Consider the following 16983-nt stretch of genomic DNA (forward strand, 5'->3'; position numbering starts at 1 on the left):
GGCGGCCGCGAGACCCAAGGCTTTGCCTTCGACAACGGCCAGCAGAAGACCACCCGTTTTGCGGAGGGCAACGGCGAGACCTGGCAGGGCGTTGTGGACGGGCATACGCAGGGTCTGGATGCCAGTATCCATGCCGGACTGAAGAACGGCACCATCCAGCGCCGGACCGTGACCTATCAGGGCTCGAAATACCGGACGTATGAATTTTTTGACGTGAAGACCGGCGAAGTGAAGCTCCGCATCTTCCGCGGCAACGGCGTGAACCGTTATGAATATGTTGACCCGTCCGCGGAAACGACCATGGGCCGCAAGGGCGGCGGGTATGTGTCCCTGGCGCCGAGGGATGCTATCGGGACCCGTCAGGGCAAGGACAAGATCGTCATTGTCCATGACGGCAGTGAAGCGGTCCGTAACCATGAGATGACCGAAGCCCGCGTCATTCTCCAGCAGAGATCTTTCCGGGACGGCCGCATGAGAGCGTCTTCCGCCGAGCACGCCCGCAATCTTACCGAAAAAGATTCTCACGATTATGTCGCTGATGTGGTCGGTTTCCGCGGCGAGGAAACGTCCAGATTCTCGGGGATGTTGAGGCCTGTTGAACCGGCGATGTCCGGCCCGCGGATGGAACGCGTCCAGCCGCCTGCCATGGCCCCCCCTGTGGAAGCGCCGCTGTTCCGTCTGCCTACCACGAACGCCCCGCTGTTACCTCCCGGCCTTTCCCGCGGCAGGGCTTCCGAAGGCCGCGAGGTCATCGCCTTCGCGAGCGACAATTTTGACAGCAAGAAAGAACCCACTAAAGACCGAGCCGATCGCTTGGCGAAAGCCGCGAAGGACCTCTATGCGGGGAAACCGATCCAAGATGCTGGTCTGTCTCCGAAAGAAACGAAATATGCCAAAGAAATTCATTCTATTATGCGAACTATGGAGGCGGAGGGAGATGGTAAAGGCGGATCGATATCTCTCAAAGGAAGAGACGAGCAGGTATTCAACATCGCTTCGTTTTATGTTACAGCAAAGGAAACCGGCAAGATTACCGTCTCCAGCGACACGGGTTCTGGTAAGTCCGAAGCGGCCTTGGGTGTTATCAAACATTTCCAAAGAAGTGATCCGGATTTGACCATTGTGGCGGCTTTTCCGCAGAAAGTGGTCGGCGAAGTTGTCGGCCGTGCGGACATGGCCGGCGCCAATGATGGAAGGGTCAACAAAAAATTCGAGAAAGGCAAAATCAATGTTACGTCTCTCGACGGAGTCTTCGAAGTTTTGCATGAAACGGTGCGGACCGGCGAGAAGCTCGATTCCAGACGAACCATCCTGCTGGTTGATGAAACGGATAAACTGTTCCGTCATTCTTCTCATGTTACAGGTAGCCGGGAAGAGGGAAGCGCACTGTTAGAGTTGCAGAAGGAAGGGAATCCGCAGGCGACCCGGGCTGTTGAATCGTTGGATCGCAACATGCGGCAGTTTCAGCAGGCGAATCAGTCACTGGAAGAAATGGTCGCGGAAAAAGGATTGCATCAGGTTTTAGTCAATGACGGTTTTAACGTAACGTTCAAGTCGGAATCGGGACGCAAGGAGTTTCTCCAAAGATTCCGCTCGAGATTGAGTGGGGAGCAGGAGGCGGTTCCAGAGGCGGAGTTGCTGAAGAGGGCAGATGCGCTTGCCAAAGAGGTTTGGGAGGGGATGTATCCGGGGCAAAAGCCCGATGCCAATTCTCAGAACGGATTCGTTTTGTATAAGGAGGGAGGGTTTACAGCGCCTAATACTATTCCTTCCGACAGAACAGCCGCTCAGGCAAAAGTGGTCAGGTCAGGCGGGACATTGGAACATTTTATCAATGCCACTATGTCTGAGACCCGTAATCCGACCACAGCTCATGATGTAGTTAATGCATTTGATCGGTTCCTGGGTGCAACAGCAACCGCAGAATCAACCCGGATGTCCCATGAAATAGAGGGCGTTGAAATTGTCCAGAAAGCGCCGGAAAAAGATTATGTGAAAGATGTTAAGCCGGTCTTGGATTCCAGGGCCAGAAAAGGTGAGTCCTATACTGACGCTATTCTGGAGAATTTGTCTAGGCCCGAGTTGAGCGAGGAAGGGCGGATAACCCTTGCCTCCACATTTTTGGCAAAAGCTGTTGATGATACTGTCAGCCGGCTGCGCTCTAAAGCGCAAGCCGAAGGTCGGGCCCCTGAGTATATTGAAGGAGAAGAGGCCTATCGGCATCAGCGCGGAGACAAAGAGATTGTTACTCTGGTCGCGCGGGAAGATCCTAATAATCCTGGTTTTCTGAACGAAGGGAGTGAAAAAGCGGTCAGGTCGTTGATCGAGCGTATTCAGAATAATCCCAATGAAGAAGCGAATATTCTTGTATTGGGGTTGAGCAGCGGTTCTAACCTGTTGGGTATCGTTGATGCGCTCAAGGTTAAAATCCGGGCAAATCCGGCAGAGGCGCGCAATTTACCTAAAGTCAATGAATTGTTTTTTGGGATTGAGGCAGAAGCTGAGATTGGCCAGTTTATGAGCCGCGCTAAAGAAGACCCGCAGACTGGCCGCCTTTCCCCGAGTAAGATTCGGGAAGCGATCATCTTAATCGAGAATGACCCGCATATACCGAGCGCTGAATATGCTGCTGCAAAAGCTGCTTTGGAAATCGCTGATCCGGCTGCACGAGAGCAGGCTGTGCGCTCCGCCTTTTCAAGAATGATCCGGGGACATCAAGCCCGGATGGAAGCGAATAGCATCATGGGCAACGTGCATACTACGTCGCAGACTGCTGGAAGAATTTCTAAGCCGGAATTGCTTGCCAAGCTGGATCAGCATCTCCGTGAAACAGACCAGAGAACAACAAGGGATCATTTGGAGGCGTCTGGGCAGAAGCATGTTCAAGTGCCGACAACTTCAGGCCAGGGGTATGAAACCTTCGTTCTTTCTTCCTCCAGTCCTGCGGGGATAGAAGCCATCAGCGTCACCAACACGGGCGATGAGAACAATAAGCTCATCGGCATCAACCAGACACTGAACTACCGCTCCGGGCTGTTCTATCACAAGGACGACGAAGAGCAGAAGAACCCGATCGCCATGGCCGTCACCACCGACGTCGGCGGCAAGCCGCAGACGCAGAAGATGTCGGTCGAGGCGGTGTCCCCGGCCCAGTCTTCGCTCATCGGCGGGACGACAGGGCTGGCCGTGAAAGTTACCGACGCCAAGATTACCGGGACGCCGGTTTCCCTGGGTGACCAGATTACCTTTACGAAAGGGGTCGGTGTTGTGAGCGCGGCGGGCGCCAGGGAGCCCAAGACGATTATCGTCGGCGGCCGGTTCGGAGAGCAGATCGGGGCCAATCAGTTCCGCCTGCCGTATGAGGAGGACGGAACCACCACGCTGCAGCTGGTGCGCAATGACAAGAATGAAATTGCGGATGTCGAACGGGCCACCATTGCGGCCGGCAAAAAAGCTATCGATTTCGGCGGCTTTGTGTTGAGCCCGGCCCAGACCTGGAACCTCAAAAACAATTTGATCCAGGATGCCAAGGGCCGGAACGTCAAGGCGGTGCGGGCCATTCCGACTGCTCTGGGCGTGACCACCATGGCCTTTGATATTGGCGAGACCTATCAGATCGGCAGAGACGTTGTTGACCTCAAAGGAGTGGACGGAGACAAGAGGATCACGGTGGGGATGAGCCCGACCTATCGGGTGACCGAAAGGGAAGACGGCATGGACGAGCTGGTCCGGCAGGACATTGAACTGCCGCAGGACCGCGTGGAGATCAGGACGCCGGGTGGCGTGTTAACCTTGAGCAAGGGAGATTATAGGGAAAGCAGCGGCGTTGTCCGCGACAGCAGCGGGAACATCAAGGGGATGATTTTTGACAACGGGCATGCCAGCGCTGTTTCCAACGGCAAGCTGGTCCTCAGTGATTATTCCAAAGCTGGGGTCGGGCTGAAGATCTCAGCCGGCGTTCAGCAGGCGATCGATAAAGGGAAGGCCGAGTTTGAAACGATCGAGATGGAAGTCTCTCCGGAGCTCGCGGCGGATAAGCAGTTCGGCGGGCATTTCCTGGATGTTTTAAAAACCGCTAGTGTGAAGGCAGACGGTACGCGCGTTGTCACAACATCCCCAGTTGCATTGAAATCTTATCTGGACCAGGGCCAGGGTGAGAAATATGTTCAGGAGACATTCCTGGGGGCTTTGAACAACGCTCCCATCAAGTGGGCTTATAAGGGCCGCGAAGGGCTCAAGGTCACGTCCGTTGCCGATAACCCCGGCAGCCATCCTGTTCTTTCGAATGCGGTTCAGACGGCCGCCGCTCATTGGAAAGGCGTGGCCGATAACATGGCGGATGATGAGGTCCTGCCTGTGCAGTTGCGCAGCGGTGAAACGCTGGATCTGACCCGCGCCCAGATCCAGGCGATGGCGACCCATCTGGCCAAGATGCAGACCGGCGGCGAAACCCTTACGACAGGACAGAAGTCGCACGGCGTGATGATGATCGAAGGGTATAGCGCCGAAATCCAGGAAAAGATGGTGGAAGACATCCTGCAGAATCCGGCGGCCTACGAGATCAAGGAAGGATTTACTCCGACACAGAAACTGCGGATCGCCCATTTTATGGCTGACAAGATGCTCCAGGGACACCAGGGGACCGGCGGCGACGTGACCGGTCGAGAAGGCCGGTACGTGTATCTATTCGATGTCGGCCGCCCGGACATCGGAAAGCAGATCTTCAAAGGCAGGGAAGACCTGCTGGGGCGGCTTGAGCAGTCCAAACCGGCCGGGCTTTCCGAAGCGGATGAAATGGCGATGATCATCGAGCACGAAGCGCTGAGCTTCCTGGGCAAGGAAAGCGACCCGGCCAACAGAGTGACCCTCTCGCACGATGAGGTTGTGGACATCCAGAGAGCCCTGGTCGAATTTGATCTCGCTGCCGACAAGTCCGTCTTTAAGAAAAAGGCCGAGCCGGCCGCATACGCTTCCGCGGGCACCGGCAGAACCATGGGCGCGTCCGAGAAATCAATGTTAAAAAAGCTGACGCCCGTTGCTCCGGCAACTTCCATGGCTGGCCTGCAGACGGCTGCAAAACCTCAGACGTTGAGTGTCCAAACAACAACGGCAGATGTCAGTTCCGCCGCCGGCCAGGTGAAGGTGCCGGACATCAAGGCCCCGCCTGCCGGCGTTCAGCCGTCCGCTGTTCCTCCGGCCGCCCAGATCAAGGCCGCCACCCCGCTTCTTCCTCCGGGTCTGACCCCGGCGATGCTCCCGCTGAATTTAACCCAGGCCCCCAAGTCCGACGCGCAGAAGATCGCTTCCGCCCAGCGCCAGGAAAGCCAGAGCCCGTCTTCCTTGCTGATCCGTCCGAGCGTTCCGGAAATTCCGCGCACCCAGTCCCCTGTTGTGGCCATGGCCTCGGCCGCGCCGCAGATGCAGTCGGTGAAAGGGGCGGCGGTCGCTTCCAGCAACATCTCTGACACGACCGGCCGCGGCAGCCAGGCGCCTTCGGTGGAACGCCAGACGTCGTTTGTGTCTGCCCAGCTCACCGATCGTTACGGCAACGTTATCGGATCCATGCAGAAGGGCATGAGTTCCACTTCCGCTCAACCCGGGACGGTCGGCCAGGTCGTCATGGCTTCCCAGAAGGAAGGCGCTCAGCCGCAGCCTGGGATCGACATTTCCAAAGATATGGCCAGCGTTTTCGGATTGAGACCTGTCGAGCCCGGCGAGCTGTCTTCCATCACGAACCCGCAGGCGTCCAAGGCCACGGCCGCGAGAGACCGGGAGTTGACCTCTCCCAGAGCCAAGCAGCAGAGAGAGCTGACCAGCGTCCGCGGGAAAGCGAAGACGGCCAAAGATAATTCCATGCTGTCCAAGAAGACAGTCGCCGCCGGAATGTTGGCCGGGGCTTTGGCGATGAACACACTGGGCGCGGATTTGGATGCCGTCCGTCGCACGACAATTTTTGAGAGACCCACGATCACAAAAGGAACGAATGACGCAATCCCGCTGATCGTCAATTTCGGAAGACAAAAAGTCGACGTCTCGGTCATGTACAACTCAAGGAAGAGCATGGATGTTAATGATCCTGCGACCGTCAAGAAATTGGAGCGTGTCGCCGATGTCTTTGTGCAGGTCCGTGCCTTGGCCCCGGAGGCCTTTCATCTTATTAAGACGATCAGGCTCGATAACACCGATCTCCAAACCGCACAGGCAGGCCCGGATGACGGTTCCATCGATGTCCATGTGGATGACCTTTTCAAGCTCAACCCCACCAACCGCATGGAACTGGCGATGGGCCTTAAGGACGGCGAGGAAAAAGCGTTGATCACTGTGATTCATGAATTGGGTCATTTGGTCCAGGGGACCATGACCAAGGCCGAGCAGCGGGAGTGGTCGAGGTTGTCCTTCCCGAAGGCTACCGCCGGCGATTGGGCCGATGAGGCGTTTGGCCAGGCTTATGCAGATGTTGTGCTGAGAAGAAAAACATCGGTGGATTATTATTATCAGCGCGGCAAGCGGGAGATCAAAGATAAAGATCGTGCCAGGGCCGAAAAAGAAAACGCGAAAATGCGCGCTTTCGTTGGCCGCGTCGTTGATCGCCGCAAGGCCGCATGGGAAAAACGTTCGGCCTTTAATAATATCCAAAATGATACGGTCGGATTTGTTCAGATCCCGTCGGACATCTCCTGGGGGGAAGTCAGCCCCCGTATCGGGTCCCCATCGGCTATCGGCGACAAGTCGATGCTGTTGTCAAAGAAGCTGGCCGCCATTAAGAATCCGATATTCGAAGAAGCCGGGTATCGCATCAATCCGCAGACGCTGTCCATCGAACCGGTTAAATTCAATAGTGATACCGAGAGACGTCAGGCGGTTTCCGCGAAGATTTCCGGCATTTTGGCCGACCCCAGCCGTTTGACAGCAATTCCAAAGGCCAAGGGCGACGCTGCCAAGGTTGAGACGATCTTAAGGATGGACGGGTATCAACAGCCGTCCGGCGAAGCTGTCCCGAGTTATATGGAAGTCGTTTCGGTTGACAACACCATGTATGTGCGAATTCCGGCCGTGGACAAGAAAACGGGAGACAGATACGTCAAGGCGAACGCCGTGGAGCTGGTCGGGTTGTTCAGAAATCTGAGCGGCCAGGAACTCGAAAGCCGTTCGAATTATTCCGGCCGCGAACTTCAGCCCGACACGTACTGGGCGCCCAAGAAAGAATACGTCACCAAGCACCAGCCGTATTATCAAGAGAAGATCCACCCCATGGTCGCCCAGGCCATCGGCGCTTCCATCGAAGGCGGGCAGGTGACATCGCAGGAAGTGGATGTCCTGGATATAGGCGGGCATAACGGTGCGTTTATTGAATCGTTGAACAAGCAGTTGCCGAAAATTTTCCCTGACCGGAAATTCAAATTTGAGCTGGTCGAGCGCAATGAGGGCAGTGTCAAGGCCGCCGAGGCCAAATTCAAGGGTGTGAAGAACGTGACCGTCCAGAAGCCGACGGACTTGACCCAGAAGGGTATTTCCGCCACCGGGCCGAAGGACGTGATCACCGCCATCGGCGTTTTGAACGAGCAGGTCATGTCGGCCGATGATGCAAGAAGCTTAGCGAAGCAGGCGTATGACACCTTAAAGCCGGGCGGGGTCTTCATCGTGACCGGCGGGACCCGCACGCATTTGACCGTCAGCGACCTGCAGTCCATGGGCTTTGAGGTCCGCAACACGAGCATCCCGAGCAACGTCGCCATGTTTGAAGGCGTTGAGGATTTGATGATCGCCGTGAAGACCGCCCCCGCTGCCCGTAGCAGCGCTTTGGCCCGTGCGACAACCAAAGCTGCCGACAAGTCGATGTTGAAGGACATGCGCCTTGCCAATCCGGCGGCGGAAAAGGCGCGCGTTGTGAATGTGGTTCGCGCAAATATCCTTGCCAATGGCCGGCTGGTTCAGGACGTGCGGTCCCTGGGCTACACAGCCGACCAGGTCCAGCAGTTTGCCACGCGCGTGGCCGATCATGTGAGCAATGTTTCCCACACCGAAACGCCGAGTTTCTCCACGACGGGCACTCTGTACCCCTACACCCAGCCGGAAGATCAAATGAAGCTGTTGCGCGCCGAATTCCGCACGATTATCGAGTCGAAGAAGAACCAGCCGGAGAGGACATTTGATCTTGTGGCGTCCGGGCTCGGCCGCCAGCCGCTTGAGGCTCAATTGGCGATGAAGGCCTTTTACGACGAATTGAAAGCCGCCGGCCAGAATCCGCAGGATTGGCAGGTCCGGTTCTACGGGATTGATTACAGCGATGAATCGCTCAAGGGCGCCATCAAGGAGAACGGAACGAATGTCATTGACGCCTCGACCCGCGGCATGATCAAGATCATGTTCCCCGGACAGAGCATCGGCGGGAATAACCTCCAGGTCAATATTGTTGCGGCCAACCTGCTGGATGAACAGTCGCTGCGGCAGGCTCTCCCCGGCGTCAAGGCGGATGTGATTCTTGACCGCCACACGCATTACGGCAATCATAAGGCCATGTGGGGAGATTTCGACAAGGCCTTGAACGAAGCCGAAGCCCGTAAGCAGCCGGTGAAGAATAATCTGAACCTGTTGGGCTTTACGATCGCGGCTGTGCAGTCCAGCAACCTGATCAAGACGGTCGGCCGCGAAGGCACACTGTATGTGACCGAGCCGTATACGACTCAAAGCGAAGATAACAAATTCGGGGCCGCGGACAACTGGAAGACTGATTTCAAACCGTTTGTGCCGCCGGGGACCGAGCTCATGACCACCAACCGCATCGCCGCGGAGCTTTCCGCCGTGAATGCCGGAGCGGCTAACAGCCTGGCGTTCTCGACGCGCAATTTCCTGCCGTACGGTACTGGGATAACCCGCGTCGCGGATGTCAATGCCGTGCGCAACGCGGGTTTAAGAGATTTTCAGAGATCCATGGGTTCGGCTGTTGAAACGGCCCGGATGAGCGATCAGAATTTGAAGCTGGCCAAGGTCGGCGACAAGAGCCTGCTCACGGCCAAGGTCCAGGAACCGGAGCTTTGGGGCGGGCATGTGCAGACCAGCGTTAAGACTTTGATGAGGGATGGGGAAAAGATTGGTGAAAAGGTCAGCATGAAGCCCGCGAGCCCGGCTGACGTGACGGCCCACCCGCAGATTGCCGCCAAGAATGTCGTCGCCAATATTGAGCCAGCCATCACTGCGGGACTCAGGGCCCAGCCGCAGGTGCGCACGCCGGACATCAAAGCGCCTCAGGCGGCCGCAACGAAGATTACGACTACCCCGCTTCTGCCTCCTGCCGTGGCCACTGCGGCGACATTGAAGCCGGTCACCACCACCTTGCCGCCTGCGCCGGCCACCCTTAAACCTGTGACCACGATTCTGCCGCCCGTGATGCCGCAGGCCAAGAAAGACACAGAACAACCCCGGACTGCCGCAATCGCTTCCGCCAGAGCCGGCGATCAGTCGATGTTGCGTAATAAATCCGGCGAACCCCGGGAGAAACCGGTCGTGGCCGCAGGATGGAACAAGCTTGTTTCCGATCGGCTGTTGGCCCAGAACAGAAAGATCGCGTGGGAACCCAATGAAACACCGGAGCAGTTTATCGCGCAAGTCCGGGAGGGGAAGGCGGCGGAAGCCATTAACAGCTTTGTGATACGCAGGAGCGCCGGCGCCGAAGATCATGAAAGAAGGGATTATCACACGCAGGCCGTCGATTTCGCGGTAACCCAGATGGTCACGGATCGCGATTTCGCGGGGATGGAAAGATTGGTGACCCAATATAACCGGCAAAATGTGAACATCAGTCTGCCGACACAACTGATGATCGAATCTTTGGTTGACAATAATCCCGCGCAGGCCTACGGCCGTCTGGCCCAGGCTTCCAGACTCGATGAGAACGGCCCTCAACAGATTGTCAGCCTGGATAACATGGTTGGCCATGTCCGTCTGATCAATAAATTCCAGGGTCGGCCGGTCAGCGATCAACAGCTTGTTCAGGGGATCCGGGAGGGGATTGGGACATTGCCTCAATCCAGGGCCGCCATGGTCGCAGTCCGTGATTTTGACGCCGAGCAAACGCTGGCCCCGGCTGTCTGGCAATTGCTCAAGCGCCGCGGCCAGGATGCCGATTATCTGCATTTTGAAACCGTGAAAGATAACCTTTATGTGGGGCCGGATCAACAATTGTACTTGAAAAAAGAGCAGGTGTATCAGACGAAGCCTTTGACGGCCCATATGGACGTCAACAATCCGGTCCGCGAGTATTTTGCCTACAAGATCGGCCGCGCCATCGGGGCCAACACCACGGAAACAATCATCGCTCCGGAGAAGACCTATTCCAGAATCTCGCTTGATGAGAAAGAGACATTGCCGCAGCCGACGAAAGAACAGGCGGAGGCGGCTGATTTCGTGCTGAACGTCTTCCTGCGTGTCCCTGATCCTTCGAAAGATTTTGTCCAGAAGTCGAAAGTCGGCGACACCGTCAAGTTCTTCGATAAGGACCGCGCTTTTGACGATGATTCTGAACCTATGGGCGAAGTGAACGAGCCGCACAGCGGTTATCTGGGTAAGCTCGCTTATTACACCCGGGAAAATCAGCAGCATTGGAGCGCTCAGGATTTTGACCAGGCCACGATCTGGGAGACGATGGACCGTGTCCAGCAACTGGATATCGAAGACGTCGAGGCAGGAGCGAAACCCGAAGTCGACAGGCTCGGCACCCACGCCACCAGAGAATTGGCCCAGTATGCGAGCTTCCTGCACCGGACCCGAGGGCCTCAGTTTGAAAATGACGTGAGGGCCGCGTTTAAGGCCCTGACCGGCGACGACCTGAAGCCGCGAGAAGTGGCCCTCCGCGAAAGAGCCCTGCGCGAAACCACGCGGCTGGCCTCCCAGCCGGTGGATTTGAGGCAGCGCGGCCTTTCCAGCCCCAGGACCGGAGACCAGAGCATATTAAAGGACAAGGCCGAACAGCCGGACTTCTACGGCGGGCATTTGTTCACCAGCCGCAGAACCATCAGCCGGATCAGCATCGGCGAGCGTCTCGGGCAGATGTCGAACCTTGAAGCGAAAGTCAACCTGGTCCGGCCGGTGACGGGACAAGCCCCGATCATCCTGTCCCAGAGGAGCGCTTCCTTTGATGACCTAGACCGCGCGGCCCGCGCCCTGATCCTCGACAGAGAGCCGGTCACCATCTTCAATCCCGGCAGCGACATGGACAAACCTTATATTCAGTATTTCAAGAATAAGCAGACCGGCGCCATCGAGACCCGTCAGGTCACTGCGGTCGAGGTCACGACCGGCGCGGTTCTTGTCAACGAGAAATTTATTCCGTCGCACGCTCAGACCCGCGAGCTGGTCCGCCGCGCCGGCCCCAGCAACGTCGACGCGAGCATCCTTTTCGGCTCCACGGCGGAGCGCGCCGCTTTGAAACAACGCAAGCCCATGGAGATCGTTCAGATCAGCCTTCTGGATGCCGCTTCGGCCGAGGTGGCCATTAACGAAGTGGAAATGCGGAAGGCCGATGTCGAGAAATTTGTCCAGACCCTGGCCCAGAAGAAGCTGGTCTCTTCCCAGGATCTGCAGAAATTGTCCGCGGTCAGGGTTGTTTCCAGCGATGCCTTTGCCGAACAGGCCAGAACGATGGATGACGGCCGGACCTGGCTTGTGAAAAAAGAAACTTTGTCGAATCCCGAAGCGATTCAGGAGCCGCTGAAGCCGGTGAGCAGGCAGGAACTGGCGAAACAGACAAACCGACCGGAATTGGCTAACGTCATTCCTGTGCGGATTGTCGCGCTGAAGACAGGAAACCGCGTTGCCTTGAACGAGCAGGACTTCGGCGGCTCCATGGAATTTGCCAGTGCGAGAGCGGAAGAATTGGTCGGCGCCGTGGACGGGAATTTCCGCGGCGGCATCACCGCGATCGAGGTCGTGCCCATGGCCAGCATGAAGAGGCCCAGCGCTCTGACCGACGGCGGCAAGACCCTGCTGGTGCGCGCCGACGTCGCCAGCTCCACGGAAAAAATCTGGCAGGATGAATCTCCGCGCAACATCGTCGCCCGCGAGGACCTGGCCAAGCAGGCCGAACGCCTGCGGATGGAAATCTCTTCTCCCCGCACAGCGGCTTCCCAGAAGTTTGAGATCAAGACCTATACACCCGGTCAGTTTAAGATGAAGATCGGCAACGATGACTGGACGGTGGATACCAGCAAGATGACCGAAGACGCCCTGGTGGTGAGAGATGCCGGCAAGGATCGCCAGATCCAGCTCCGGGGCATTTCGGTCCGTTCCGCGCTTGAAATCCTCAGCCACATGAGCGACAGCGAGAAGAGTTCAGTCCAGTCCATCGAGGCCCTGCCCGTCAATACCGACCGCCTGGATGAGGACTTGATGATGGTGGGCGGCGCCGAAAACCGGAAGTTGTATGTCCGGGTCAATACCCTGGGCTTGCTGGGTTCGCTGAGCTATGTTTCGAGCACGGACGCGGGCGACCAGCGCAAAATCCTCAAGATCGACGAGTCCGTGGCGTTCTCGGAACGTGTTAATTTTATCGATGACAGCGGTAATGTGCGCATCGTCAAGGCGGATGCGGCCCTGGGGCAGTTCGAGGGCAAAGCCAATGTGACGGTCGCCGGAGTGATGGAACAGACGATCCGCGCCGTCGAGGCCAAGCACGGTGTCCGCGTGGATTATGTGAAGGTGGATGAGCCCGGCAACGCCCTGGAGCCGAACTCAGCCCTGTTGGCCCGCACGCTGGATAACAAGAACGTTCTGGTGGTCAGCCGCGGGTTTGTCCGCCGCGAGGTCGCCTTGGCCGGGATCCAGGATGCCAGGGAACAGCAGAAGAGAGCCAACGAACTGAGAGTCAACGACTCTCTTGGGCTCATCGAAGCGGCCGAGACCAGCAGCGGTAACAAGGTCGTGAAGAACATTTTGCTTTTGGTCGTCGCGAAAAGCAGTGAATTCCTGAAGCCCGTGGTGAAGGATTCCAGCGAGCTCAACTTGACGGTTTTCAAGGAAGAGATCCCGCAGGCGGACATTACGCTCACCTCGACGCAGTTGTTTGGAATGACCACGGAGATCACCCGCCTGCCTCGCCTGGCCTTTGAGATGGAAGACGGCCGCCTGGATGAGATCGTGACGGATCAGCTGGTCAAGGCCCAAGGGAAGTCTCCGGTGATCGCCGACACGTTCACCGCCATGCCGGCCGCCGGCGATATCCAACCGGCCAGAACGCAGGTTGAAAGAGCTGTTGCCGCGGCCCGCGAAGCCGCCTTGCCGGTTGTCAGGGCGCCTGCCGGGGCGACCGTTGTGATCCCGGCCGCTCCTGTGCCTGCGGCGCCGACAATGCCTGTGCTGCCGTTTGCCGCCACGCCGGAAGCGGCGATCCTGGCGATTCCGGGGTTGTCCAAAGCCAGAGAGATCAGGCCGGCCGGTCAGAAGTCCGGGCCCGCCCAGCTCTCGATCCAGTGGGAGAAGGAGGAAGCCGCATTTGACCAGAACATTTCCCAGAATCCGTCAGATGATGACCGCGAACCGCCGTCCGGATTCAACCGTCTGGGGCCGCAGGACAGGTCTCTGCTGAAACCCAAGAGCACCGTCCTTGAGACAGCCCTGACGCGGAACTTGAGCGACCGCGCCAGAGCCGCCATCCGCACAGCCGAAATGCCGGATATTGAGAGGCAATTTGCGGATCTGGCGGAGATCGGTGTGGACATGCTCGAGGTCCGCAAGGAAATCGCCGCTGTCAAAAAATTATCAGCGGACGGAACGATCGACCGCAAGACGTTTGCCAATACGGCTCCTCAGTTGAGCAGGATTTTGGAAAAACCTGCCATGGCCGAGCGCTTGGCCGGCGTGGCCACGGAGCGTCCGTCCCTGGACAGGTCTTCGTTTGAACCGTCCGGCGCAACCCGCAGAGACCTGTCTGCACAGGCCCCGAGAGCGATCCGGTCCCGTTTATTGGCCGGTGAGAACCCGGGGTCTTCGACGATCGGCGGGTCCGTTCCCTTGACCGCCGAAGAGATTGCCCAGCGAAATGCCGGCGGAGACAAATCCATTTTGTTGTCCAAGGTTGTTGTTGTGCAGCGTCAGGCGGTTGCCGGCCGTCCGATGGTGGCCAGCAGGGCTACGGTGGAAACCGCGGTCGCGGTCCTGGATCAGCGCGAAATCACGCCGGCCCGGGCCCAGGCGCCTCCGAAGGCCGAAGTGCTACAGCAGCCGATCGCCACACCGTCTGTTCCTGCCGTTATGTCCAAGCCGGGCTTGATCGGTATCCCGACACCCACGCCGCAAACGATCGCTCCGGCCATCCAGCCGCTCGTCAAAGACAACGCGATGTTGAGAGACAAGGATACCCTTGTCAGCCGCCTCGCCGGCAAACCGGGTTATCTGCCCGCGTTTGACGGTTACAAAGTCACCTGGGAACGCTCCGCGCCGGATCAGAAACTGGAGGCATTTCTCAACCAGGTTCAGGTTCATATCCGCGACATCGCCCAAACGGCTGAGTTCAAGGACCGCGTGAAGAAAGATTTCAACTTTAACCCCGGCCAGCCGGTCATCGCTCAGCAGGTCCAGAGGGCCAACATCGCGATCGCCGAAAACGCCAGCGGCAAGAGCTTGGCCCAGGTCCTGGGCGGGATCTTCCGGATGAGGGAGCGCGGCTCGATTATTACGCTCTTTACGCCTAACGAAACGGGCGTGTTCGACATTACGCTTTCCAAACCGATCGACAAGAATATTGAGGAAGGTCTCGTCCTGTCCAATCCGCAACTGGTCGAGCGCTTTGTTCCCGGTGGGAGCATGGTCAACCTCGAGACCCTGACCAAGCGTCACCAGGAGCTGGCGGATGCCGGCAAGAAAGTGGAAGCGGAAGATGTCGAGGCGGAAATCGGCCGGGTCCTCACCAATCCCAAAGCGTTTGTGGTCGTTTCCGCAGACACCTTTGGTCATTTGGAAAACAGATTTAATCACAACGACGTGATCATGGCTGGCATCAATCTTCGTCGCGGACCGCAGTCGTTGAGGATCGGCGACGAGATCGACCAGATCACCAACACGGAAAAGACCTACATCATCGCCCAGGACAGCAGCGTCGCCAAAGACCCCAAGCTGCGGCAGAGGATTGAGAAGAGCGAGGGCGTCTTGAAGGAGCTGGCGAAAATCGTCGATGTCGCGGCCCGGATCGCCGGAGACGCGGATGTTGATGATCCGGAGAAGGCCGCCGGGTATATCCGCGAAGTCAAGACTCGTGAAGAATTTGCGCAGGCCGACGAGGCCGGCGAGATGGTTTATATCCGCGGCATGAAAGGGAGTTCCATCGTTCCCGGGCACGAAGAGTTCGCTCTCTCCAAAGCGGTTTACCGGAAGTTCCCTGACTTGGACAAACACGTTGTCTATAACTATGCGATGGGTCTTGTCACGGACCTGGGGACGGTCCTGACGGAAGACAATAAAGAGAAGCCGACCGAACTTGTCCCGCTGGCCAAAGGCGGCGAAGCTCAGCCCAGGATGATGCCGGAGAACCTCTTCTTCAAGGTCGCCCAGACCCGGAAATACAACCTTGTCCATCCGGACCGGCCGCTTGATTTTAATGCCATCCGCATTTCCGCCCACGTGACCCGCGAGAATCCGCTGCAGTCTCTCTTTATCGGCGAAGGCGAAGTGGCCGGCGTGTCCGCGACCCGCCTGGGGACCGAGACCATTCTGCAGGCGAAATTGAAGAAGAACCTGGACAGCGGGAAGATCGTGCTGATTTCCGAAAGTGACTTTATCAAACAGTTCCGCGCCGGCCAGGCGGGCAAGACCGAAAATGGCGAAACGTTTGATTCCCGTAAAAAGATCGATCTGAGGGCCAGCGCGAACATGGAGGAGATGAACCTCGAAATCGCGCGGCTCATTGAACAGGCCAAAGGCGGGCAGGGCATTGCGTCCGGAATTCAGGGGGCCGGGCAGAGACGATCCGTTTTGATCCTGGCCAATCAGGATGAGTTCGCCCAGATTGAAAAATCGTTGCGCGGCAGCAAAGTCTTGGAAGGGGTGGAATTCAGGACGATCGACGGCAACATGCCGCCCAAGGCAACGCCGGAAATGCCCCAATATAAGGAAGGCATCCTGGACATCGCCGTCGCGGCCGGCAAAGGGGACAAAGTTTATGTCGTCCTCGGCCTTCCGCGCGTGGCCAAGCAGTTCAGCTTCACGGGCGGCGTGGACGTGGTCATCGCCGGCGCCGAAGGCTGGACCCGCGAATTCCTGACGCACGGCATCAACCGTAACATCCGCCGGCCTGACGATTTCGGCCGTAAGATCGCGCTGGTCAACCGCGAGAAATTGAATGAGAACCAGGGCTATGTGCGCGACGTGATCAGGGATGTCGCGAACCTGGGGTATTCGCTGGAAGAATCCCTCGGTGTCCGCCGGTTCAGCGGCATCATGGGCAGTCCGGATTCCATCGACGCCCTTGGTTTTGTCAGAGACTATAATAAAAACAGAAACTCTAACGATCTTATCGCCCAGTTGGAAACCAACGCCAACTTCCTCCAGCTTCATCAGACGTCCCAGAACAACAAGAGCACCGTCCTGACCTGGATGAGAAACTCCCGTATCACGTCGACGATCCAGGGGCTTGCGGAAACGCTTGACCTGCCGGTGACCGCGAATGACCGGCAGATCATCAATACGATCCGCGCCAGAGACAGAGAAGGCGCTTACGGATTCCATCAGGAGATGATGCAGTCGCCGCTGTCCGGCTTGTCGTTTGTTCTTGAGGCTTCACAGCAGAGCTGGGACTCTTATGCCCGCATGCTGAACGATTTGAGGTCGACCAAGGCCAACGGCCAGAATTTAAGCCCGGCGATTGACTTGAAAATCCGGGAAATGCTTGAATTCGCCCAGGCGCGCAAGGTCGCGGAACAGCAGGAATTTTACACCCTTGAGCCTACCGCGGAAGGTTTGAACACGGCTTTGACCAATATTGAGAACCTGACGGTG

The 16983-nt window shown here is 57.6% G+C and carries 1 protein-coding gene (cut by both window edges); it reads left to right on the plus strand.

Nucleotides 1-16983: part of an inositol monophosphatase family protein coding region (locus tag Q8Q08_00405; GenBank protein ID MDP2652474.1), annotated on the plus strand (this coding region is incomplete at its 3' end). The annotated region is longer than the window, extending 16026 nt past the left edge and 109741 nt past the right edge; the window shows 16983 of its 142750 annotated nt.

The sequence above is a fragment of the Candidatus Omnitrophota bacterium genome (assembly GCA_030688425.1).
Classification (GTDB): domain Bacteria; phylum Omnitrophota; class Gorgyraeia; order Zapsychrales; family JANLHA01; genus JAUYIB01.